The 21,747-nt window shown below is 51.6% G+C and carries 18 protein-coding genes; 15 read left to right on the plus strand and 3 right to left on the minus strand.

Going from position 1 to position 21,747, the window contains the following annotated elements; genetic code table 11:
- Positions 1 to 98: 98 nt before the first annotated feature.
- The 12 genes from C7B82_RS34070 (at position 99) to C7B82_RS31215 (ending at position 14,231) form a co-directional block, all read left to right on the plus strand.
- Entirely contained in the window at positions 99 to 230 is a 132-nt protein-coding gene (locus C7B82_RS34070; protein ID WP_281258895.1) for a hypothetical protein, read from the plus strand.
- A 363-nt stretch (positions 231 to 593) separates the two neighbouring features.
- Positions 594 to 2,027, plus strand: a complete 1,434-nt coding sequence (locus C7B82_RS00330; RefSeq protein WP_106254327.1) for an acyl-CoA dehydrogenase family protein — start codon at positions 594 to 596, stop codon at positions 2,025 to 2,027.
- Between the two features lie 48 nt (positions 2,028 to 2,075).
- Complete coding sequence (locus C7B82_RS00335) at positions 2,076 to 3,578, plus strand: APC family permease (RefSeq protein ID WP_106254328.1); 1,503 nt, start codon at positions 2,076 to 2,078, stop codon at positions 3,576 to 3,578.
- A gap of 87 nt (positions 3,579 to 3,665) precedes the next feature.
- Positions 3,666 to 4,430 (plus strand): creatininase family protein, encoded by a 765-nt coding sequence (locus C7B82_RS00340; RefSeq protein WP_106254329.1) that lies wholly within the window; start codon positions 3,666 to 3,668, stop codon positions 4,428 to 4,430.
- Between the two features lie 340 nt (positions 4,431 to 4,770).
- Positions 4,771 to 6,129 carry a type III glutamate--ammonia ligase gene (gene glnT, locus C7B82_RS00345; RefSeq protein ID WP_106254330.1) on the plus strand — a complete coding sequence of 453 codons (1,359 nt, stop codon included), beginning with the start codon at positions 4,771 to 4,773 and terminating at the stop codon, positions 6,127 to 6,129.
- 71 nt (positions 6,130 to 6,200) lie between these two features.
- Positions 6,201 to 7,562, plus strand: coding sequence for a type III glutamate--ammonia ligase (gene glnT / locus C7B82_RS00350; RefSeq protein ID WP_106254331.1), 1,362 nt, complete (start codon positions 6,201 to 6,203; stop codon positions 7,560 to 7,562).
- Positions 7,563 to 7,659: 97 nt separating this feature from the next.
- Positions 7,660 to 8,463: an MOSC domain-containing protein gene (locus C7B82_RS00355; protein ID WP_106254332.1), complete on the plus strand. Its 804-nt coding sequence runs from the start codon at positions 7,660 to 7,662 to the stop codon at positions 8,461 to 8,463.
- Positions 8,464 to 8,560: 97 nt separating this feature from the next.
- Positions 8,561 to 10,414 carry a DUF1989 domain-containing protein gene (locus C7B82_RS00360; RefSeq protein ID WP_106254333.1) on the plus strand — a complete coding sequence of 618 codons (1,854 nt, stop codon included), beginning with the start codon at positions 8,561 to 8,563 and terminating at the stop codon, positions 10,412 to 10,414.
- Positions 10,411 to 10,980, plus strand: coding sequence for a hypothetical protein (locus tag C7B82_RS00365; RefSeq protein ID WP_146141007.1), 570 nt, complete (start codon positions 10,411 to 10,413; stop codon positions 10,978 to 10,980). The genes C7B82_RS00360 and C7B82_RS00365 overlap by 4 nt, the downstream gene beginning before the upstream one ends.
- Before the next feature lie 42 nt (positions 10,981 to 11,022).
- Complete coding sequence (locus C7B82_RS31795) at positions 11,023 to 11,184, plus strand: hypothetical protein (protein WP_181357281.1); 162 nt, start codon at positions 11,023 to 11,025, stop codon at positions 11,182 to 11,184.
- Between the two features lie 9 nt (positions 11,185 to 11,193).
- Positions 11,194 to 13,986, plus strand: a complete 2,793-nt coding sequence (locus tag C7B82_RS00370) for a COR domain-containing protein (RefSeq protein ID WP_106254335.1) — start codon at positions 11,194 to 11,196, stop codon at positions 13,984 to 13,986.
- 50 nt (positions 13,987 to 14,036) lie between these two features.
- Positions 14,037 to 14,231 (plus strand): hypothetical protein, encoded by a 195-nt coding sequence (locus tag C7B82_RS31215; RefSeq protein WP_146141008.1) that lies wholly within the window; start codon positions 14,037 to 14,039, stop codon positions 14,229 to 14,231.
- Positions 14,232 to 14,310: 79 nt separating this feature from the next.
- Here C7B82_RS31215 and C7B82_RS00375 read toward each other — a convergent pair whose 3' ends face one another.
- Together C7B82_RS00375 and C7B82_RS00380 are read right to left on the minus strand one after the other, a co-directional pair.
- Positions 14,311 to 15,630, minus strand: a complete 1,320-nt coding sequence (locus C7B82_RS00375; RefSeq protein WP_106254336.1) for an MFS transporter — start codon at positions 15,628 to 15,630, stop codon at positions 14,311 to 14,313.
- A gap of 188 nt (positions 15,631 to 15,818) precedes the next feature.
- Positions 15,819 to 16,397, minus strand: coding sequence for a hypothetical protein (locus tag C7B82_RS00380; protein WP_106254337.1), 579 nt, complete (start codon positions 16,395 to 16,397; stop codon positions 15,819 to 15,821).
- Between the two features lie 209 nt (positions 16,398 to 16,606).
- On the opposite strand from C7B82_RS00380, the gene C7B82_RS00385 reads away from it, so the two are divergent.
- On the plus strand, positions 16,607 to 17,812 hold the full coding sequence (locus C7B82_RS00385) for a ferrochelatase (protein ID WP_245939662.1): 1,206 nt from the start codon (positions 16,607 to 16,609) through the stop codon (positions 17,810 to 17,812).
- 61 nt (positions 17,813 to 17,873) lie between these two features.
- Here the strand turns inward: C7B82_RS00385 and C7B82_RS00390 are convergent, their stop codons facing one another.
- Complete coding sequence (locus C7B82_RS00390) at positions 17,874 to 18,419, minus strand: NADPH-dependent FMN reductase (RefSeq protein ID WP_106254338.1); 546 nt, start codon at positions 18,417 to 18,419, stop codon at positions 17,874 to 17,876.
- A gap of 385 nt (positions 18,420 to 18,804) precedes the next feature.
- On the opposite strand from C7B82_RS00390, the gene ftsH reads away from it, so the two are divergent.
- Together ftsH and C7B82_RS00400 are read left to right on the plus strand one after the other, a co-directional pair.
- Positions 18,805 to 20,712 (plus strand): ATP-dependent zinc metalloprotease FtsH, encoded by a 1,908-nt coding sequence (gene ftsH / locus C7B82_RS00395; protein WP_106254339.1) that lies wholly within the window; start codon positions 18,805 to 18,807, stop codon positions 20,710 to 20,712.
- Between the two features lie 397 nt (positions 20,713 to 21,109).
- Complete coding sequence (locus C7B82_RS00400) at positions 21,110 to 21,733, plus strand: DUF3859 domain-containing protein (protein WP_106254340.1); 624 nt, start codon at positions 21,110 to 21,112, stop codon at positions 21,731 to 21,733.
- Positions 21,734 to 21,747 lie beyond the last annotated feature (14 nt).

Consider the following 21,747-nt stretch of genomic DNA (forward strand, 5'->3'; position numbering starts at 1 on the left):
CGCAGGTGAATGAACATTCGAGCAAACACAGGGTGAATCGTGACATCAACCATTGGTTAAGCCGCATTGACATCAGCTAGAGCTTGCAAGCCAGATCGTTGAGTACTCGAATTGAGAGACATTGCAACGGTATCCTTGGCTGCTTGAATCTAGGACTCAAGCCAAGATCGGCAAAGATTGAAGTCCTTGCCGCGATCGTCGCCAACGTGCTCGATCGCGATCGAACATGAAAAGCTCATAACTAGTCTCAAGGAGATTTTAAGGATGACTTGTTATAACAAATGTAGTCAAATTGACCGTATCGAATGGTTGGTCGGTTTAACGTGGTCTTTCAAGCGGTTGCTTTAGAACGCTTCACCTGTAATGCCTTATCTGTGGTATCTCAATCCTAAAGTTGACTTGAGAGGTTTAGTTCAGCCAGTGCCTTTGATTAATCAATGTAATTAATAAGGTTGTTTAATGTCCGTTTTCGTCGTTCACACTGATTCCGAACGTTGAGATTGAAGTGAGTTTTTTGAGTGGAAGAGACATTGCGTGATGGCTTGTTGCTTGAAAATACGAAAACTGATTAGTAGCACCGTACAACGAACGTTATGACTGCCACAAAAACTTGGAATCGAGAAGAATTCTGGGGCTTGGGCTATGACTTTGATCCCCAATGGTTGCTCACACCTGCACAACAGAAGCTACAGGCCGCTTTAATTAATGTTTGTGCGTCTGTACTGCGTCCCAATGCGGTTGAATCCGATCGCGAGTTAATCTATCCGCGCAAAAACTTTGAAGCGTTGGCCTCTCTAGGGTTGCTGAGCTTATTTGTGCCCAAAGAATGGGGTGGGTTGGGCGAAAATCATACTTTTGCCGCGATGGTGGTGGAGACGATCGCGCGCTACGGATGTCCCAGTACGGCGATGTGCTACACGATGCATTTGGGTGCAGTGGCAGCCGCGTTGTTTCGCTGTCATGACAATCCAGAACTACAGCAACTCTTGAAGCGACTCGATCAGGATGTTTTGATCGGTACGCTATCCTACTCCGATCCAGAAACCGGATCACATTTCTGGTATCCCGTTTCATCCAAAGCTGAACGGGTGGCTAGCGGTTGGCAAGTTTCCAAAAAAGCCTCCTGGACGACCTCAGCAGGCTTTGCCGATTGGTATATTGTGCAAACCACTAGTCCTGAATTTGACGGCAATTATGCTGATTTATCTTGCTTTCTCATTTACAGCGATGAGATTAAAGCCGAACCTCACAAATGGGATGCGTTAGGGCTGCGCGGCAATCAATCGGGCACCCTGCATGTAGATGGTGTCACGGTACCCTTTGAGCGCATGGTCGGACCGAAAGGTGATGGCACTGCCTCAAACGACGAAATTGTTGATCCGTTTTTCTTGCTCTGTTCCTCTGCCTGCTGGAACGGCATTGCGATGGGCGCGATCGATATTGCCAAACGCCATGTGACCCGCAAGAAGCATGTGGATGTGGGAATGCGGGTGGCCGATTATCCCACCATTCAAGACTATTTTGGTGAAGCGATTATTGATACCAACGCCTGTCGATCGTTCACGTTCTCAATGGGTAAACTGATGGATGAATTAACCGATCACTGCGATTGGTCAATTCACAAAGACCTGGCAGCGTTGCCCCGTTCTGCTTACTTGCCCTGGTACTGGCAGATTAAGTTTGCGGCGGCAAAAAACGTGGCGCATGTGTGCGACAAGATGCTCCATGCCTGCGGTGGCTCTGGCTTTAAAAAGGATATGGAAATTGAACGCTATTTGCGGGATGGCAAGGCGGGTTGGGTAATGGGTCCGACCAACGAAGTGTTGCGGCAGTTTGTGGGTAAATATGCGCTGTTGGGCATGGAGTCGTTGGATTATTGGAATCAGAGTGTGAATGAGCGCGTACTGCATAACGAAGTGAAGAAATTGGATGCGGATGGTAAGCGCAAGCTGGCAGAAAGTTTGCTGGCGCAAGCGGCTGAAGAGGAGGCAAAACCTGCCAAAACGTTAGTTAGTAGTTCGGTATAGAGTCATGAGTAACCCTTACACGTATCTTATGAGGCTTGGTGTAGAACAATGACGATCAATGAAGTAGTGACTCCGATCGCCGAAGTGAGTCAGCCTGGGCTACGACGCACGATCGGATGGAAAGATGCCTTTTGGATTTCGAGTGGTGCGTCGACGATCGTCCTACTGTCGATCGGGTCGATGGCAGCCACACTGGGAACACCCTCCTGGCTGGTGTGGACAATTTCATCCATCATCGGCTTTGTCCAGCTTTTTATCTATGCTGAAATCGCTGGGCTGTTTCCCAACAAGTCGGGCGGCGCATCGGTGTATGGTTCAGTCGCGTGGATTCGCTACAACAAGCTGTTTGCACCCATTAACGTCTGGGCATACTGGTTAGCCTGGTCGCCTGTGCTAGCGCTCTCCTCCGCGCTGGCTGGCAGCTACATCGTGACCGCCTTTTTTGCGGATACCGCCTTCGGCAGTTTTTCCATGACGCTGTTGGATTTATCCGCGATCTTGCCGGGAATTAAACTATCGCTCAGTACACCCATTTTGATCGGCATTGTCATTTTGCTTGCCAGTTTCTACATTCAGCATTCGGGCGTGATGCGAACTGCCAGAACGCAATTTGTGCTGGCACTGTTGTCGTTGATTCCCATCGCGCTGCTGGGCATTGTGCCACTGCTGTTAGGCAAGGTGAATTTTGCGAACTTCTCACCGTTTTTGCTTCAGGGTACAACGAGTTGGTTCAGCAAAGAGTCGTTTACGCTGATCATGGGTGGGATGTTTATTGCTGCCTGGACGACCTATGCGGCTGAGACCGCTGTTTGCTACACCAGCGAATTCAAAGATCCATCCAAAGACAACGTGCGGGCGATCGGGTCGTCTGGTATTCTCGCTTTCCTTTGCTACACGATTTTGCCCTTTTCCTTCCTGGGCGTACTGGGTATGGCGAATCTCACCGATCCAGCGTTTGTGGCTGGTGATCCACAGGCGGCGATCGTAAAATTAGCTGAAATTACTTTTGGAAGCGGATCAGGTAAACTCATCACGCTGATGCTGATTTTTGCCCTGGTCTTATCGATTAGTACAGCTATGGCAGGTGGCTCTCGCACGTTGTATCAAGGCTCGGTAGATGGATTGCTGCCACGTTATCTAAGTAGTGTGAATAGCCACGGTGTACCGACAAAAGCCATGTGGACAGATCTGGCATTCAACATTTTCTTGTTGACTCTGGGTAGTCCGATTTTTGTGCTGGCAGCCTCCAGCGTTGCTTACGTGCTTTGTATCGCGATGGATATGAATGCGGGTTGGATGCATCGACTCCAGCGTCCTAATGTCTATCGCCCCTACCGCGCGCCGGATTGGTTGATCTTTGTGGGTGGCCCTGTACTTTCCTTATTGAACCTGGCATTCATCTTCTTTGGTGCCAATGTGTTTGCACCGAATGCGCTGTGGTATGGTTTGGCCGCGATCGCGATCGTGCTTCCCATCTTTTACTACCGTCACTATGTGGTGGATAAAGGTATTTGGCCCGAAGCAGCTCGACGGGATCTGGGCATTGAGTAGCGATCGCTGGATTCAAAGATGTTGTTTTCATGTGTAGGGATGTTAATGTAACGTCCCTACAGTGAGGTTTTTGAGCAATGGTTCATAATGTCTAAACCCGTCTTGTGGGAAGAGTTGACCTGGGAGCAAATTACTGAGTTGCGCGATCGCGGCATGAACACAGTGATTTTGCCGATTGGCGCAACGGAGCAACACGCCTTACATTTGCCTGTTGGTGTGGATACTCTCTCAGCGACAGCGGTTGCTTACGGAGTTTCAGCCGCAACGGGAATTCCAGTTTTGCCTGCGTTGCCCTACGGGTGTTCGCTCGGTCACTCTAAGAAATGGGCAGGCACGATTTCATTACGACCAGAGACACTGTCAGCGCTGATTCTCGAAATTGCGGAATGGGTGGTGAGTGCAGGCTTCACGCGGCTGGTATTGCTCAACGGTCATGTGACGAATTGGGCACCGTTGCGGTGTGGGTTGGAGAATGTGAGACATCAATATCCCGATCTCCGCATTGCGCTGCGATCTCTGTGGGAAATTTCGTCTACAATTCATGAGTTTTATCACCATGATGCAGCAAACTTTCATGCTAACTGTGCCGAAACATCAGTGATGCTGGCACTACGTCCCGATCTGGTGCAGATTGAGAAGGCAATGGATGAACCCGATCGGTCTGCCCATTGCTTTTTTGCCTACACGGTGGATCAGGAAAGTGTTCACGGTGGAGTGGGTACGCCCAGTAAAGCCGATGAGGGTTTTGGGCAAACCATTCTCGACGCCTGTATCACCGAATTAAGTGCCCAGTTGCAGCAGGCAATGGTGGAAAAAACACCGCTGGAGACACTGCCGCCGTTGTTGCCGTAAGGGTTAAGCGGTCAGCTATCAGCGGGCAGCGGTCAGCGGTCAGCGGTCAGCGGTCAACAGCTAAAATCGATGTCAATGACCAACAGCAGGAACTAATACCAATTCTTTTTGAAGATGCATAGAATAACGAATTCTAGGTTGGGTTGAACAGCATGAAACCCCTAGCGCAGCCATACCAAAGGCTTTACGCCAGTATTAGTACTGTTGGGTTTCGTTAGACTCAACCTAACCTACAGTTCTGATTCAAAACCAAGCGTTAGAAATTAGTAGCCAATCCTGTGCTGAACGCTGAACGCTGATAGCTGACCGCTGTTTAAATAAATGATGGGATACGAGTGATATGGATGAAGTATTAACTGACTTTCAGGCATTGAAGACAACGCTCAAAGAGAAAGGGGTGAAATACGCGATCGCCAGCTTTGTGGATTTGCATGGGATGTGCAAAGCCAAGATGGTGCCGCTGACGCACTTTGAGCAGATGATGCAAGGGTCAGAACTGTTCACTGGAGCGGCGTTGAATGGCGTACCGCAGGAAATCAATGACGAAGAAGTGGCAACGATGCCCGATCCTGCGAGTGCGACTGTTTTACCCTGGAACTCAGAAATTGCCTGGTTTGCAAGCGATCTGTATGTGGGTGGCAAACCGTTTGAAGCGTGCTGTCGTAGTATCTTGAAAAACGCTCTGAAGCAAGCAGCAGATATGGGGTTTCAGTTCAATCTGGGCATTGAAACCGAGTTTTTTATCTTTAAAGACACCGCGGATGGTGGGTTTAGACCTGTGAGCGATCGCGACACGATCGCCAAAGCGGCATACGCGGTGCCAACGCTGCTGGACAATTACAACATTCTGGATACGATCGTCAGTGCGATGAACCAGTTGGGTTGGGGCGTATACTCCTTCGACCACGAAGATGCACAAGGGCAATTTGAAACGGATTTTGGGTATTGTGATGCGCTGACGATGAGCGATCGGCTCACTTTTTTCCGCTTGATGGTGAAAGAGCTTGCCCGACAGCACGGTTATTTTGCCAGCTTCATGCCCAAACCCTACTCCAATCAAACGGGCAGCGGCGCACACTACAACATGTCGCTGTCAGACATCAAGACGGGTGAAAATCTCTTTCTGAGCAACGACGATCCGCGCGGCTGTAAGCTATCCACACTGGGCTATCAATTTATTGCCGGTATTCTCAAACATGCGCCTGCGATCTGTGCGGTGATTGCGCCGACGGTCAACAGCTACAAACGGCTCGTGGCGCAGGGCAGTATGTCGGGCTTTACGTGGGCACCCGTTTACATTTGCTACGGCAACAATAATCGTACCAACATGCTGCGGATTCCGCTAGCGGGTGGACGTGTGGAATGCCGTGCTGCGGATATTTCGACCAATCTTTACCTCGGTGCTGCCATGATTCTCACGGCTGGGTTGGAGGGTATCCGCGAGGGACTCGATCCCGGTGAGCCGCATACCGAGAATATGTACAAATACACAGCTCAAGAACGCATGGCAAAAGGTATTCAAAGCTTGCCGCGTACCTTGGGTGAGGCGATCGAGTCCTTTGCTGCCGATCCATTGGGTGAAACGGTGATGGGGGCACTCATGTATCAGACCTATATCGACTTCAAAACTCAGGAATGGCTGGAGTATCATAACCATATTTCCGATTGGGAACGGCAGCGCTACCTGAAATTCTTTTAAAGATTCAAACTTCAAGGCTGCTCATCCTCTATGCTTGCTTCTAGCCGTATCTTTAGCCATTGGGAGACTCTATGGGTGGACTGTTCTCGTCTGATTTACAAGAACTGAAGCTAGCGCTCAAAGAGAAAGGGGTGAAATACGCGATCGCCAGCTTTGTAGACATTCATGGCATGTGCAAAGCCAAAATGGTGCCGCTGACGCACTTTGAGCAGATGATGCAAGGGTCAGAACTGTTCACTGGAGCGGCGTTGGATGGCGTACCGCAGGAAATCAACGATGAAGAAGTGGCCACGATGCCCGATCCTGCTAGTGCCACTGTTCTGCCCTGGAACTCAGAAATGGCTTGGTTTGCCAGCGATCTGTATGTAGGTGGTAAGCCCTTTGAAGCATGCTGTCGCAGCATTTTGAAAAATGCCCTCAAGCAGGCAGCAGATATGGGCTTTCAGTTCAACCTGGGGATTGAAACAGAGTTTTTCATCCTTAAAGAAGGTGAGGACGGCAAAGCTGCCCCAGTGAGCGATCGCGATATCCTGGCTAAACCCTGCTACGACCTGCAAGGGCTACTCGACAACTACGCCTGGGTGGATGAAATTGTGCAGGCGATGAACCATCTAGGTTGGGATGTTTATTCCTTTGATCATGAAGATGGGAACGGTCAGTTTGAAACCGATTTCACCTACTGCGATGCGCTGACGATGGCCGATCGTCTCACCTTCTTTCGGTTGATGGTCAAAGAAATCGCCCGTAAACATGGCTACTTTGCCAGCTTTATGCCCAAGCCCTTTGCTGATCGCACAGGCAGTGGCGCTCATTACAATATGTCGCTGGCAGACCTCAAGACGGGTCAGAATGTCTTTGTCAATGAGTCTGATCCGCGTGGCTGCAAGCTGTCCACACTGGGTTATCAGTTCATTGCAGGCATTCTCAAACATGCGCCAGCCATTTGTGCGGTGATTGCACCCACAGTCAACAGCTACAAGCGGCTGGTCGCGCAGGGCAGTATGTCGGGCTTTACGTGGGCACCCGTTTACATCTGTTACGGCAACAATAATCGCACCAACATGCTACGGATTCCCCTGGCAGGTGGACGTGTGGAATGCCGTGCTGCAGACATTTCTAGCAATCTCTATCTGGGTGCGGCGATGATTCTCACCGCTGGACTAGAAGGTATCCGAGAGGGACTTGATCCAGGTGAACCTCACGCTGAGAACATGTACAAGTACTCGAAAGCAGAGCTGAAAACAATGGGCATTCAAACCTTGCCCCGCACGTTGGGAGACGCGATCGAGTCTTTTGCTGCCGATCCATTGGGCGAGCAGGTGATGGGTTCATTGATGTATCAGACGTATATTGATTTCAAGTCGCAAGAATGGCAGGAGTATCACACGCATGTTTCGGACTGGGAAATCCAACGCTATCTGAAGTTTTTCTAAAACCAAGAAACGCAAGCTAAGAAACCCGGTTTCTTAACGCAAAGCTTGTAACCAACCTGACCATCAGAAACCCGGCTTCTATTGAAAAGGAGTTTTTATGCCAAGTGCATCTGCTACCGTTGGGACGATCGCCACTCTATGGCGCTATCCAGTGAAATCCATGATGGGTGAGGAGTTGAATGCCACGCAGATATTGGAGCGAGGCTTGCTGGGCGATCGCGCCTATGCCCTCATTGATGTCGCCACAGGGAAAACCATCAGCGCCAAATCACCCCGTCGATGGGGCAAACTGTTTGACTGTCGGGCAGCAATGCAGACGCTATCGCAGGTAAAAATGACGCTGCCGGATGGGACAATCGTGTTTAGCGATGCGGCAACTGTAGAGCAAACGCTGTCGAATGCCTTTGGGCGTGCGGTGAAGCTGGAAACAACCGCACCAACCGCTCCCAGCATTGAGATGTATACCCCCGACATCGATGAACTCCCGGATCACGACCAGATGTCGGATGCTGACATTCGCCCCGGCACTTTTTTCGATGCAGCCACGATCCATTTGCTGACGACCGCGACGATGAATCAATTGCAGTCGATCGCGCCCACATCACGCTTTGAAACCCGTCGTTTTCGTCCCAATTTGGTGATTCAGCCTGCCAATGGTGCAACAGGTTTTGTGGAGAATGAATGGGTCGGCAGGACTCTGGCGATCGGTGATGAAGTCAAGCTCACTATCGATATGCCCTGTCCCCGTTGTGTGATGACCACCATGCCGCAAGGGGAACTGCCCAACGATTTGGAAATTTTACGAACGGCTGTGAAACACAATGAGGGCAATATTGGAGTATATGCCAGCGTGCTTCACAGTGGCACTGTGAGACGAGGTGATGTGGTTCGTTTAGAGTAGTCAGCGTTTAGCTTTGCGTGGATTGTTTGCGTTTTGAGTTGCTGCTGACCGCTGATCGCTGACTCCAATCAGTTCCATCAAGTAAACAGGCTGCACTATGCGTCTTGATACTAAACCACCTGAAATATACTTAGGTCTGCCACAACCGTTAGGAACGATCGTGGCAGAGTATCGCATTGAACCATCAACCGCGATCGCCTATTCCGTGCGGGCAGGTCAATATATTCAAATTATCGATGTGGAGGGTTCGCAATGTTCGGACTTTCTGTCGTTTGCTGGGGCTGGGTATCGTGAGGAATTGGATGGTACGGTCACGCGGACGCTCAATGGGTTAGCAGTGCCGCAAGCAGGGCTATTGGGCAAATACTTCTCACAAATGATGCAGCCGCTATTTGAAGTCATTCAAGACACCTGCGGACGACACGATAGTTTTCTCCTTGCCTGTACCGATCGCTATTACGAAGATGCAGGCTATCCAGGGCATCCAAGCTGTAGCGAGAATTTCAATCAGGTGTTGGAGCCACATGGCATGGCACGGCGATCGGGCTGGGCAGCGATCAATTTCTTTTTCAATACTGAGGTGGATCATACCGGGACGATCGCAGCGGGTGAATCCTGGTCGCGTCCGGGTGACTATGTGCTTTTGCAGGCAAAGCGGGATTTGCTCTGCGCCAGCTCTGCGTGTCCAGATGATATTGATCCGGCAAATGGGTGGCAGCCCACTTCGATCCATCTACGCATTTATGATGCCAGTGAAACCTTTGCGAAGGCGATCGGGCGACGGGCGATCGCGACTGCACCTATCCGTTTGACGCAGCCGAGTGGCTTTACCAGTCGCATTCAAGCGCTAACGGATGACCTTACCGAATATAACGGCTTTTGGGTGCCCAATCGTTTTGCCAATTACGGTATTCAGGCGGAATATTGGGCACTCCGAGAGAGCGCCGTTGTGATGGATTTATCGGCGCTACGAAAATTTGAAATTACGGGGACTGATGCCTTTTCACTTTTGCAACAGGCGTTTTCGCGGGATGTCAGCAAGCTGGCGATCGGGCAGTCGGCGTATGGCTGCTTGCTGAACCAGCATGGCGGCATTGTGGATGATGGCATTGTGTTTCGGCTGACGGACACTGCGTATCGTTACGTTGGCAACTGCGATAGTGACGAGCAGTGGTTGCAACGTGTGGCGCAACAGGCTGGCTTTCAAGTGACCATTCAGCCCTCCAGTCATCAGTGCCATAACCTTGCCCTTCAAGGCCCCCTTGCTCGTGAGCTTCTGCGTCCTTTGGTCACGTTTGATCCCTTTTATCATGTGGAAACGCTGGATGAGCTTGCCTACTTCCGTTTTGCCACAGGCACTGTGGCTGGCATCCCTGCTCTCGTTTCGCGCACGGGCTACACCGGTGAACTGGGTTATGAACTGTTTGTCCAACCCGATCGCGGTGCAGCACTGTGGGATGCGCTCATGCAGGCAGGTGCGCCGATGGGATTAACGCCAATGGGTATGCTGGCGCTCGATCGCGCCCGCATTGAAGCGGGATTGCTCGCAGCCGGACGCGAATTTGATGACCTCATCTCGCCCTATCAGGCAGGTATCGGCTGGGCGGTGGCGTTGAAGAAGCCTAACTTCATTGGCAAAGCCGCGTTGGAGCAGATCAAACCCCATCCGCCACGCCTTGCCGTTGGGCTGATTCTGGAGGGGAATGAGGTCGCGGCCTATGGACAGTGTCTTCATCCTCCTGGCGATCGGGGACGGGTTGGGATGATTACCAGCGCGACGTTTTCGCCCTTGTTGAATCAAAGCATTGCAATGGCGCAGGTGGTACCGGAATACGCGACTCCGGGCACGGAGCTAGAGGTTGGCTTGATGGATGGCATGAAGCGCCGTGTCAGGGCGATCGTCGGTACACTAGCCGCTTATGACCCTACCAAGAGCCGAGTGAAAGTATGATGCAACTGCCCGCACCCATCAGCGCAACAGCGTTCATCAGCCTCGCCGACTCTCAACTATGGGATTTTGCTGGCGTTGATGGCTTGCCACTGGCAAAGGCATTGGTTGGTGCTCGTGCCGATCGCCTCGCGCCGTTTCAATCGCTGGAAACCACGATCGACGGTCAGCCTTGCTCGCTGCTGCGTCTCTGTGAAGGCAACTTTCGTGTGCGCGTCTGGGGAGAGGAGGAGGCGTTTGCAGCAACGCTTCAGTCGCTTCAATTCGGGCTGCGCGTTTGGGTAAAGCAGTGTGAGTGGATGGAAGCGATCGCGCTACCGGAATCTGTTGGCCTGATGCATCTATCCAATGTTGCCATCCCCAAACCACCCCATCGGTTAGAAGGTATGGTGGGCGATCGGGCGTTGCCTGCGCGTATCGATGGTTTTTCGGTGTTGCTGTGGCGACATGTGGTTGGTGGACAACCCGCGTTTGAGTTGCAGACAGCGACGAAACATTTGGCAACCATCCAGGCAACTTTCACTTCTTGCTGTAGCGATTCAAACAGTTTATTTAGCGCTTCTAAATAAGTCTGGTTGGATCATGGCTTCTTATCCAACTGATTTTTCAGTTTGAGTCCGCACGCACGCACGCGATCACGTAAGTCTCCCCAGAAACCGGGTTTCTTCAAGAAACCTGGTTTCTCTCAGGGTGCAACGGTTAAAGTGTTGATTGACGTGGATGGCTGCATTGCGATCGCCCCTCACGCCAGTGCGCGATCACTCAACCCGTGAGGTTTGCCCATGACAGACGAAGAACTGCTGCAAATCATCAAACAAGCGGCTAGAGAAGGAAGGACGAGACTTGATCTTTCTGACAAGAACCTGAAAGCGCTACCACCAGAGATCGGTCAGCTTACCAATATCAACACGCTTCTTCTCGGCGATAATCTACTAACATTGCTGCCGCCTGAGATCGGTCAACTCACTAGTCTCAGCACACTTGAACTTCAACACAATCGACTGGAAACGCTGCCACCTGAAATTGGGCAACTCACCAGTATCAGTCAGCTTTTTCTCATCGGTAATCAACTAACAACGTTACCACCTGAAATTGGGCAACTTACTACTATCAGTCAGCTTTTTCTCGGCGGTAATCAGCTAACAACGTTGCCGCTCGAGATCGGTCAACTCACCAATCTCCGCACACTTGACCTGAGCATCAATAAATTTACGACCTTGCCACCAGAGATTGGACGACTCACAAAACTAACTGAGCTTGAACTCAGCAAAAATCAGCTAACGACATTACTACCAGAGATTGCTCAACTCGCCAACCTTAGTGGGCTTTATCTCTACATTAATCGACTGACGACACTGCCATCAGAGATCGGTCAACTCACCAATCTCCAAACACTTGACCTCGGCGGCAATCAATTGACGACGCTGCCACTAGAAGTTGGGCAACTCACACAGCTCAGTACGCTTGACCTCAGTTACAACCAGTTGACTATGCTGCCGCAACAACTGTTACAGCTTAAGCAACTACAAACGATAGATTTGCGGGGGAATGCACTGCCCATTCCACCAGAGGTGTTAGGTGTCGAATGGGGTTCGTTGGGTGCTCCTGCTACTATCCTCCACTATTACTTTCAGCTTCAGCAGGAGCAAAAGCGATCGCTCAACGAGGCAAAATTGTTAGTGGTTGGGCAAAGCAACGTCGGCAAAACGTCTTTAGTAAAGCGTTTAATCGAGGGAGTCTTTAACCAACACGAATGTAAAACTGAGGGCATCCAGATTCAGCGGTGGCAGCTTCCGGTCAAAGAGCAGACTATTCGCCTCAACGTGTGGGATTTCGGTGGGCAGGAGATCATGCACGCCACCCATCAGTTTTTTCTCACCAAGCGCAGTCTCTACCTGCTGGTGCTCAATGCTCGTCAGGATGAAGACGAGAACCGACTGGAATACTGGCTCAAGATCATTCAAAGCTTTGGTGGCACGTCGCCCATCATCATTGTGGGCAATCAGGTCGATCAACAGCCGCTGGATATTGACAGACGTGGCTTGCAGACCAAGTACCCGCAGATACAGGCAATTGTCGAAACCTCCTGCGAGACGGGTCAGGGCATCGACAAGCTGCGATCGCTCATTACGCAAAAAGTGGATGCCCTGGAACACATCTACGACCCGCTGCCCCTCTCCTGGTTTATGCTCAAGCAACAGCTCGAAGCGATCGAGCACGATTACATCCCCTACACCGAGTACCAGCAGCTCTGCAACACGCAGGGCATCACAGACGACCTGAGCCAGACCACCCTCGTCGGCTTCCTCCACGACCTTGGCATCGTGCTCAACTTTTACGGTGACGATCGTTTAGAAGATACTAACGTCCTCAATCCGCAGTGGGTCACCAACGGCGTGTATCGCATCCTCAACGACAATCAATTAATTACCGAATACCGGGGCATTCTGGAACGCAGCCACCTCACTCGCATCCTCGATGCCAGCCGCTATCCTCGCAGCAAGCATCTGTTCATCATCGACATGATGCGGAAGTTTGAACTCTGCTTCGACCTCGAAGGCTTCCACGACCAGAAGTTTTTGCTGCCCGACCTGTTGACCAAAGAAGAACCGTTTACCGGAGACTGGCACGACGCATTGCCCTTTCAGTATCACTACAAGGTATTGCCCACCAGCATCCTGTCTCGTTTCATCGTCCGCATGAACGACAAGATCCATCAGCACACCTACTGGCGCAACGGCGTCGTGCTGGCATACGAAGGCAACATCGCGTTGATTAAAGCCGATCGCGAAGACAAGAAAATCTTCATCCGCGTCACAGGCACTGAACACGGTCGTCGTCGCTTTCTCACTGTCATTCGCGCCCAGTTCGCCGCCATCCATCAAACCATCCCCGGTCTGGACGTTGACGAAAAAATTCCTCTCCCCAATCATTCAGAGATTGAACCGATCGATTATCTGCATTTGCTCACTCTGGAAGAACTGGGCGAAACCAGCTTCATTCCCACTGGACTCAAAGAACGGGTGAGCGTCCAATCATTGCTTGATGGGATTGAGTCTGTACAAGAACGGAGAGGTAAACGCGATCGCCCTGATGGAACGGTTAATGTGCGACCGCGCCCATCCATCTCAGAACCACGCGACCAAATCTTCGTCAGTTACAGCCATCAAGACAAAGAATGGCTCGGCAAACTTCAGATCCATCTCAAACCGCTGATCCGCAAGCATCAGCTTGCAGTCTGGGATGATACTAAAATTGCTGCAGGCGCAGAATGGTACAAAGAAATTGAAACTGCTCTGGCCACAGCCAAAGTCGCTGTTTTACTGGTCAGCCCAAACTTTCTTGCCTCAGATTTTATCCATGACGAAGAACTGCCTTCGTTACTGGATGCCGCCGCAACCGATGGACTCACCGTTATTTGGATTCACTTAAGTCATAGTGCATACAGAGATACTGACATCAGTAAGTATCAAGCTGCTCATGAACCCTCACAGCCATTAAACAGTCTCACCTCGGCAGAGCAAGATCGAGTCTTAGTCAGCATTTGTCAGACAATCAAGGCTGCAATGACTTAGGAAAACAAACCACGATCGTTACTGGTAAACGCTCTAAAAGGCAAGACCCTATGACTCATCAGCCTGACAATCACTCCCTTGAATTTAAGGACGAGATGCTACCAGAGTATGACCTGATTAAATTTCGCGGTACTCATGGTAAACACACCGAGGCAATGCGTCAAGGATATTCCGTCACCATTCATCACGAGGATGGGGCGTCTACAACGAGCGATATATCGCCTAGCAATCCTGTAGTTATCTAAGACAGCAGCCAAAATCGGGTTTAAGCTGACCAAGAGCTTAAAGCACTGCTTAAAGGGTTCCTGGACGCAAAATAAGCATTCAAATCACGTCTTGCAGTACGCGGCGAGTGCTGCGCCATGCCCAGAGCCCAACCAGACTGACGATCGTGCCCATACTCAACATCACCACTCTCAGCCCTACTGCATCGGTAAGGGGGCCTGCGATCGCCAGCGGGACGCTCAGGGCAATATTCACCACATTGTTTTGAAAGCCAAATACCTTACCGCGCATCGACTCTGGCGTTTGGCGTTGAATTAACGTTTGCATGGGAATGCCCACCATCGATGCCCCGACCCCCAACAGCGCACTCAGGCTCAAGCCCAGCCACAGATTGTTGGTGAAGGTAAACACCGTTAAGCCGCCTGCCATGATGAGGAACCCGATCAGCGGGAGCGGCTTGTGATGAAAGCGATCGCCCCAGTGCCCCAGTGCCGCCCCACCAAAGACCATGCCAATCCCTGCTGCTGCTAGCAAGAAACCAAACTGGGTCGATTTCAGACCAATCTCTTCCACCAGATCGATCGCCAGCACCGTCAGGGCAGCAAAGACCGAATACAGAATCATCAACTGCACCATCGCGCTACTCACCAGACGATCTTTTTTCAGGTAAGTCAGCCCAGCCTTAAAATCATGCCAGGGGTGAGCCTGCACAATTTGAGGGTCAGCGCCACTTTTGCGAAGCGGCAAGCAGTATAAAATGGCAGCGCCGACAAGGTAGAGCCCACCCACTAAAAGCGCCTGCCCAAACAGTTCTCCCGTTTTGACCAGGTTTAGCAACGGTTCACCGATCGCAAAACCCACCGTGAGCGACCCGATTAACGCCGTGGTGATCGTTTTTGCCAGAGTCAGCAGCGGTTCGCCGATCGCAAAACCGACGATCAACGACCCCATCAGCGTCGTCGTAAACAACGCATTGGCGCTCATCAAGCCCTGCGGCGGCACCAACAGCGGAATCGCAGCCTGTTCTGCTGGCGCAAAAAACTGGGTTAAAACAGACTCCGAGAAGCCAACGATGAGCAGTATCGCAAATTCTCTGGGCAGCAGCGGCATAGCGAGAATGAGCAGCCCGCGCAAGAGATTACAGCCCACCAGAATTTGCCGTTTGTCGAAGCGATCGACAAAAATTCCGGCTGCCGAACCAAAAAGAATAGCAGGCAGCGTGATCGCAAACATCAGCGCTGAACGAGCCGAATTTTCCAGACCTGGCGGGGGCTGATAGTTGACCAGTAGCGCAATGAGAAACACAAAAAAGATTTTATCGGCTACCTGCGACAAAACCTGCGCCGTCCACAGCGCTAGAAAGGGTCGATTTTTGAGCAGTGTACCGAACCCACCATCAGAAGAGCTGGTTGGAAGCATAGCGTTTTGTCTGGAAAAGCGTTTGGGAACCAGTTAGATATCCTCCGCTAGTTTGCGCAGGTGTGGTGATGTGTGATCAACCACTTGCCGCTTCAAGTTAGCGTGGCATAAATCTCAACGCTGTAAGCTGAGCCATTCTAGTGTTCCCAGTTGGGAACAAAGAAAGTTTTTTCTTAGTCTAAATTCGCTCATCGCAGTTCCCCGTAGCGGCGCAACAGAGCAGTTACAAAACTGGCTGCTGATATCGCTACAGGCGGCTGTGACCGATCGGGTGCAAGCCACCAACCATCGGCAGCTTGCGGCGATCGCCAAAATTCAAGGTGTTCGACTCCAGGGTCAGCGTAGAAACTGTCCTTTCCTGCACCCAACAACGCCGCACTCCAGTGTGTGAATGGGTCGTGACTGAGGCGATGCATGGGGAAGTTGCCCACTAGCGGCACTCCCCAACCATCGATCGCCAACAGTGCTTTGACGGTTCCACCCAGTGTCTGCCACGCGGAGGCTGCACTTACGGCACCAACGACTCCGGCACTGAACCCAATGAATACTATCGGTGTGCTGCGCGCCAAATCCGGATTAGAGCGGCAGCACTGCTGATGGAGAAAGCGCAGAATGTGCAGCCCTGAATAGGCTGGATACTGTTCGGCAGGAAAGACCAGCAGCGCTTCTGGACGCAAATCTGTTTGATCGGCAGCTTCCAGCAGCCCCTGTACAAATTGCTGAGTCAGTGCCGGATCGTGAATGCCGGGACAGATCACAATCGTCATCTTGCGTTTCCTTTCTCCTCGCCCCAAATCCGTACTGATCGTTGGTCAATCCTTATAGTCTCTCGTTTGTGCTAGGCCTTAGGAAAGAACTTAATGCCAGTTTTAGCTTATCCCCCTGGAGAGGATGTTAGGCTAGTTCCAGTCAGTTAGGCTTCTCGGTGATGTCTTGCTGCCAAAACAGCACAGTCGCATTTGCCGTTTGAGCGATCGTGACTACAAATTTGTACAACAACGTTGAGGCAGTATCAGTGGTCGCTACTCCTGAAAAACTCCAGCCATTAGCTGATGTTTCTGCGCCCCAAGAGCGGGTTGCAGTTTTGTTAATGGGCTATGGCGAGGTCGAAAGCTATGAAGACTTTGCCAACTATAATGAGCAGGCGCTAAATCTACTGACAGCAAAGTTTGCTCCCGTCCCGACGTGGGTTTACCCGCCGCTAGCCAAGCTGCTAGCCGCCTTTGACTTGCATGAGTGGAGTCATCAACACGACCACTTCATTTCACCCCATAACGCCATTTTTGAGCGCCAGCGTGCGGGTGTTGAGCAGCATCTCCAAGAGCGTTGGGGCGATCGCATCAAGGTCTTCAAAGCCTTTAACTTCTGTGCTCCGTTTCTTCCAGAGCAGGTGCTGGCTGACGTCAAGGCACAAGGGTTTGACAAGCTGCTAATCTATCCTCTTCTGGTCGTCGACTCCATTTTTACAAGCGGTATTGCGGTTGAGCAGGTCAACAAAGCGCTAACGCTGTTGGCAGACGGCAATGAGCATTGGGTGAAAGGCACTCGCTATATCCCGTCTTTTTACAATGAGCCTGAGTACATCGATCTAATGGCCGGACTCGTTGAAGACAAAATCAAAACAGATCTGGTAGTAGCGCACCTTCCATCTCAGATTGGGATTGTGCTGATGAACCACGGCTGCCCTCACAAAGCGAAAGGCTTTACGTCAGGCATTGATGAGAGTCAAGCACTGTACGATCGCGTCCGCGAAAAGCTGATCTACCGCTATCCCCTCACATCGGTGGGCTGGCTCAACCACCAGACGCCATTGATCGAATGGACGCAGCCCAATGCCGACCTTGCCGCCAAGAACTTGATCGATCTGGGTGCTACGGCGCTGGTCTTCATGCCGATCGGCTTTGCGACCGAGAACCATGAAACGCTACTAGATGTAGACCACATCATCCATGGACTGCGCCGCAAGCATCCTGAAGTGACCTATGTACAGATGGAGTGCGTGAACGATCACCCCGAATTCCTCAAGATGGTGGCCGACTGGGCAGATCCCCAAATTGAGGCATTATTAGCAGAACAAGCACTTGCGGTAAAGCCAAGCCTCGCTCATAGCCATGATTATCCTGATCACGGGCATCACGATCATGGGCACCAACATGGCAACGGACATCATCACCATCATTAAAGACCACCCTAACGGTCTAGGGTCAGTAGGGACGTTACTTGTAACGTCCCTACTGACCTATTTAGGTGACATTTCGTAGTTTTTGCGTATTCTCGATCAGGCTCTGAGCAAACTCATCAAAGCGTTCTGACAATTTTGCGTCCTGCAGTTTACCATCGGCACCAAAGGCTTTCCACGCTTGGGCGATCGCAATTTGCTCAGGAATGACCCAGGCGTGCACCCAGCGTAAAATAACGCGCAGATCGTTCAGTGCGTTGCTATTCGGCTGTCCACCCAAAACGCTAATGAGCCCGCCTACCTTACCCGATAGCTGGTCAAAGCTCATTAAATCCAGCGCGTTTTTAATCACACCGCTGACACTCCCGTGATACTCCGGGGTCACCAGAATCATGCCATCGGCTTGATGAAAGGCCTGACGCAGCCGATCGACATCGGGATAGTCTGGATAGTCCTTGCCACCATCACAAAACGGTAGATTGAGTGTCCGGAGGTCAAGTCTTTCGACTTCGGCACCCAGAGCCTCCAACCGTTGCGTGGCAATCACTAACGCCTGCTGGCTGTAAGAATCAGCTCGCAGACTGCCCGCAATCCCTACGAATCTAACCATGGTCAGAAGTCCTTTTGCATGAAGTTGGATAACGTAAATCGAATGTGTGCCAAAGCTGTTATTGCTTGCGTCTGTTCCTTCCCGAACCGTTGCCTGGAACAGTTTGAGTATTAAAATGAACTCATAACGACTATGAGTAAATCATAGCGATTTATTTTTAAGGCTGTCAATTTTTTGGTGTGTTGGCATGGTTCAGTTTCTCCTCTGGCAAGGACGTCTCTGGCTAGAAACACTTCATTCGCTAGGATGAAGATGGTTGAGTTAAACTTGGGTGAAGTGCTGTTGGTTTTGTGCGTGCGCTGAAATCGGCGATCGTGCATCATCGCCAAGCGGGCACATCATCGGCAAGGTCAATCGGCAACGTAACAGGTAGAAGGCGCTACGTATGAAAGGTTCCTGGACAAATGCTCTGGTAAAACGACTGCCAAGACGAGGCTCTACTGCAATGGGCGTTGCCACCGCTTTTTGGGTCATTGCCCACGGGATGACGCTAAGCCTACCAGCCGCAGCGCAAAGTACTCGTGACCCTCTGAGCTATAGTGCGTTGCTGACCAAGATCGACTCTGGCGAGGTCAATCGAATTGAAATTGATCCGACGCAGCGGGTGGCACGGGTGACGCTGGAAGGGCAGAAGAAGGGTGATCCACCGCGCGAAGTGCCCTTGTTTGACAATTATGGTGAAATCACGAAGAAGGCTCTGGCGAACAAAGTTGATATCACCGTACAGCCAACCCAAGACAACGGTGCTGTCATGGGCATTCTGGCAAATCTGCTGCTATTTTTCTTGCTGATTGGCGGTTTGTTGATGATTTTGCGTCGCTCCAGCAATGCCCCCGGCGGCCCTGGACAGGCCATGAGCTTTGGCAAGTCGCGCGCCCGCTTTCAGATGGAAGCTAAGACGGGCGTGATGTTTGATGACGTCGCTGGCATTGAGGAAGCGAAAGAAGAACTGCAAGAAGTCGTCACCTTCCTGAAAAAGCCCGAACGCTTTACGGCCGTTGGCGCACGCATTCCCAAAGGGGTGTTGCTGATTGGGCCTCCTGGCACCGGGAAAACCCTGCTGGCAAAGGCGATCGCGGGTGAGGCAGGCGTACCGTTCTTCAGCATCTCCGGTTCCGAATTCGTGGAAATGTTTGTGGGCGTGGGTGCCTCGCGCGTCCGTGACCTCTTTAAGAAGGCGAAAGAGAACGCCCCATGCATCATCTTTATTGATGAAATTGACGCGGTTGGGCGGCAACGGGGTGCTGGCATTGGTGGTGGCAACGACGAGCGGGAGCAGACCCTCAATCAGTTGCTGACCGAGATGGATGGCTTTGAGGGCAATACAGGTATTATCATCATCGCGGCCACCAACCGTCCCGATGTGTTGGATTCGGCGCTGCTGCGTCCCGGTCGCTTCGATCGTCAGGTGATGGTAGATTTGCCCAGCTACAAGGGGCGACTCGGCATCCTGGAAGTCCATGCTCGTAACAAAAAGCTCGCTCCAGACATTTCTTTGGAGACGATCGCTCGTCGGACACCTGGTTTTTCGGGTGCAGAACTGGCGAACTTGCTCAATGAAGCGGCCATCCTGACTGCTCGTCGCCGCAAAGATGCCGTCACAATGCTGGAAATTGACGATGCGATCGATCGCGTCACCATTGGTCTGACTCTGACACCCCTGCTGGACAGCAAGAAAAAGCGGCTCATTGCGTACCACGAGATTGGTCATGCGCTGCTGATGACCTTGCTGAAAAACTCTGATCCACTTAACAAAGTGACCATCATTCCGCGATCGGGCGGCATTGGGGGCTTTGCGCAGCAGGCGTTCAACGAGGAAATGATTGACAGCGGTCTTTATACCCGTGCCTGGTTGACTGACCGCATTACGATCGCCTTGGGTGGTCGGGCTGCTGAAGTAGAGGTGTTTGGTGATGCTGAAGTGACGGCAGGTGCCAGCAGCGATATTAAAGCAGTTGCCGACCTGGCGCGAGAAATGGTCACGCGTTACGGCATGTCTGATCTGGGGCTGGTCGCGCTTGAAAGTGCAGGCAGCGAGGTTTTTCTGGGTCGTGGTTTGTCGCCCCGCACTGAATACTCAGAAGACGTGTCGACCCAGATCGACCAGCAAGTACGCGGCATTGCCGTCAAATGCTACGAGGAAGCGCGTAAGGTCATTCGGGAAAATCGAACTCTTGTGGATCGCCTGGTCGATCAACTGCTGGAGGAAGAAACGATCGAAGGCGAAGATTTTCGTCGCATCGTGACTGAGGTAACTGGTCAGCAAGTAGCCGTGAGCGCACCAGTTTTGTAGTGACCTGACCAATTTTTGTCCACCTTTAGAAAAGAGAACGCCTCAGAACCTCATTGGCTCTGGGGCGTTCTTAATTGGCTTTCATAGAAATTCCCAAGCCGTTCGTGACCCGGTGCAGTACAGAACAGGTAACCCTCGGACTCGATGTTAGGCTAATGATTGAAACAAACGTGTTAGTCGATCGATGTTTCAAATGTGTGAGCGGTATTTCGCAGGGACTCGTAGGGACGTTATATGTATAGCTATAGCCATGCTGGTTAGGACGGGGTGCAGGGGTGGAACCCCTGGCTGGGGGCACACCCCCACTCCCCCTTTGATCCCAATGTCCTAAGCTTTGTGACAACAGCTATAACGTTCCTACGAGACGAAAATTCATTCACCCAAAAGAGGTCGATCAATGGAAAACCGATTAACGCAGGCACAGTTAACGAAGCTGGTTGGCGAAGTCGAACGACTCTCTCAACGACAGCAAGACGAACTCGATCGCGGGCAGGTGCAAGACATTCTGCGGGAACTCAACCTGTCGCCCGATCTGCTGGATGAAGCCATGATCCAGCTTCAGCGCAAAGAGGCGCTGGTGGTGCAGCAACGACGTCAACGTTGGATTCTTGGTGGCGCGATCGCCAGCGTGGTGGTAGTGATCGCGGGGATCACTGTTTTCATGCAGCAGCAAAATCAGAGCCTTGCTCGCGTTTCAACACAGCAAAGTTGTGTGGCTTTAGCGCAGGATGGTTGCGATGAACGCGCCTCATTGTCTCGTCAAACTAGCCCAGACGTATTCTACAACGTGACGTTGAGGGATGCGCCTGTCCGTAAAAAGCTCTCCCTCACCTGCGACTGGGTTGCTCCTGGTGGACAGGTTGTCAAGCAAAACCGCTATGAGACGCGTCCGATCGAGACAGCCGTTTGGGCAACGCACTGCCGTTATAAACTTGACGCCGCTGCAGCAATGGGCACCTGGCAAGTGCGCATGAAGTTGGACGATCGTCCACTCAGCGAGACCAAATTTGATGTGAAGTAGTTTGGACGAACGTC

This window comes from Stenomitos frigidus ULC18, assembly GCF_003003795.1.
Lineage (GTDB): Bacteria > Cyanobacteriota > Cyanobacteriia > Leptolyngbyales > Leptolyngbyaceae > Stenomitos > Stenomitos frigidus_A.

Bases quoted from the DNA above. Each gene is read 5' to 3' on its own strand.
- C7B82_RS00330 (WP_106254327.1), top strand. From the start codon at position 594: ATGACTGCCACAAAAACTTGGAATCGAGAAGAATTCTGGGGCTTGGGC.
- C7B82_RS00335 (WP_106254328.1), top strand. From the start codon at position 2,076: ATGACGATCAATGAAGTAGTGACTCCGATCGCCGAAGTGAGTCAGCCT.
- C7B82_RS00340 (WP_106254329.1), top strand. From the start codon at position 3,666: ATGTCTAAACCCGTCTTGTGGGAAGAGTTGACCTGGGAGCAAATTACT.
- glnT (WP_106254330.1), top strand. From the start codon at position 4,771: ATGGATGAAGTATTAACTGACTTTCAGGCATTGAAGACAACGCTCAAA.
- glnT (WP_106254331.1), top strand. From the start codon at position 6,201: ATGGGTGGACTGTTCTCGTCTGATTTACAAGAACTGAAGCTAGCGCTC.
- C7B82_RS00355 (WP_106254332.1), top strand. From the start codon at position 7,660: ATGCCAAGTGCATCTGCTACCGTTGGGACGATCGCCACTCTATGGCGC.
- C7B82_RS00360 (WP_106254333.1), top strand. From the start codon at position 8,561: ATGCGTCTTGATACTAAACCACCTGAAATATACTTAGGTCTGCCACAA.
- C7B82_RS00365 (WP_146141007.1), top strand. From the start codon at position 10,411: ATGATGCAACTGCCCGCACCCATCAGCGCAACAGCGTTCATCAGCCTC.
- C7B82_RS00370 (WP_106254335.1), top strand. From the start codon at position 11,194: ATGACAGACGAAGAACTGCTGCAAATCATCAAACAAGCGGCTAGAGAA.
- C7B82_RS31215 (WP_146141008.1), top strand. From the start codon at position 14,037: ATGACTCATCAGCCTGACAATCACTCCCTTGAATTTAAGGACGAGATG.
- C7B82_RS00375 (WP_106254336.1), bottom strand. From the start codon at position 15,630: ATGCTTCCAACCAGCTCTTCTGATGGTGGGTTCGGTACACTGCTCAAA.
- C7B82_RS00380 (WP_106254337.1), bottom strand. From the start codon at position 16,397: ATGACGATTGTGATCTGTCCCGGCATTCACGATCCGGCACTGACTCAG.
- C7B82_RS00390 (WP_106254338.1), bottom strand. From the start codon at position 18,419: ATGGTTAGATTCGTAGGGATTGCGGGCAGTCTGCGAGCTGATTCTTAC.
- ftsH (WP_106254339.1), top strand. From the start codon at position 18,805: ATGAAAGGTTCCTGGACAAATGCTCTGGTAAAACGACTGCCAAGACGA.
- C7B82_RS00400 (WP_106254340.1), top strand. From the start codon at position 21,110: ATGGAAAACCGATTAACGCAGGCACAGTTAACGAAGCTGGTTGGCGAA.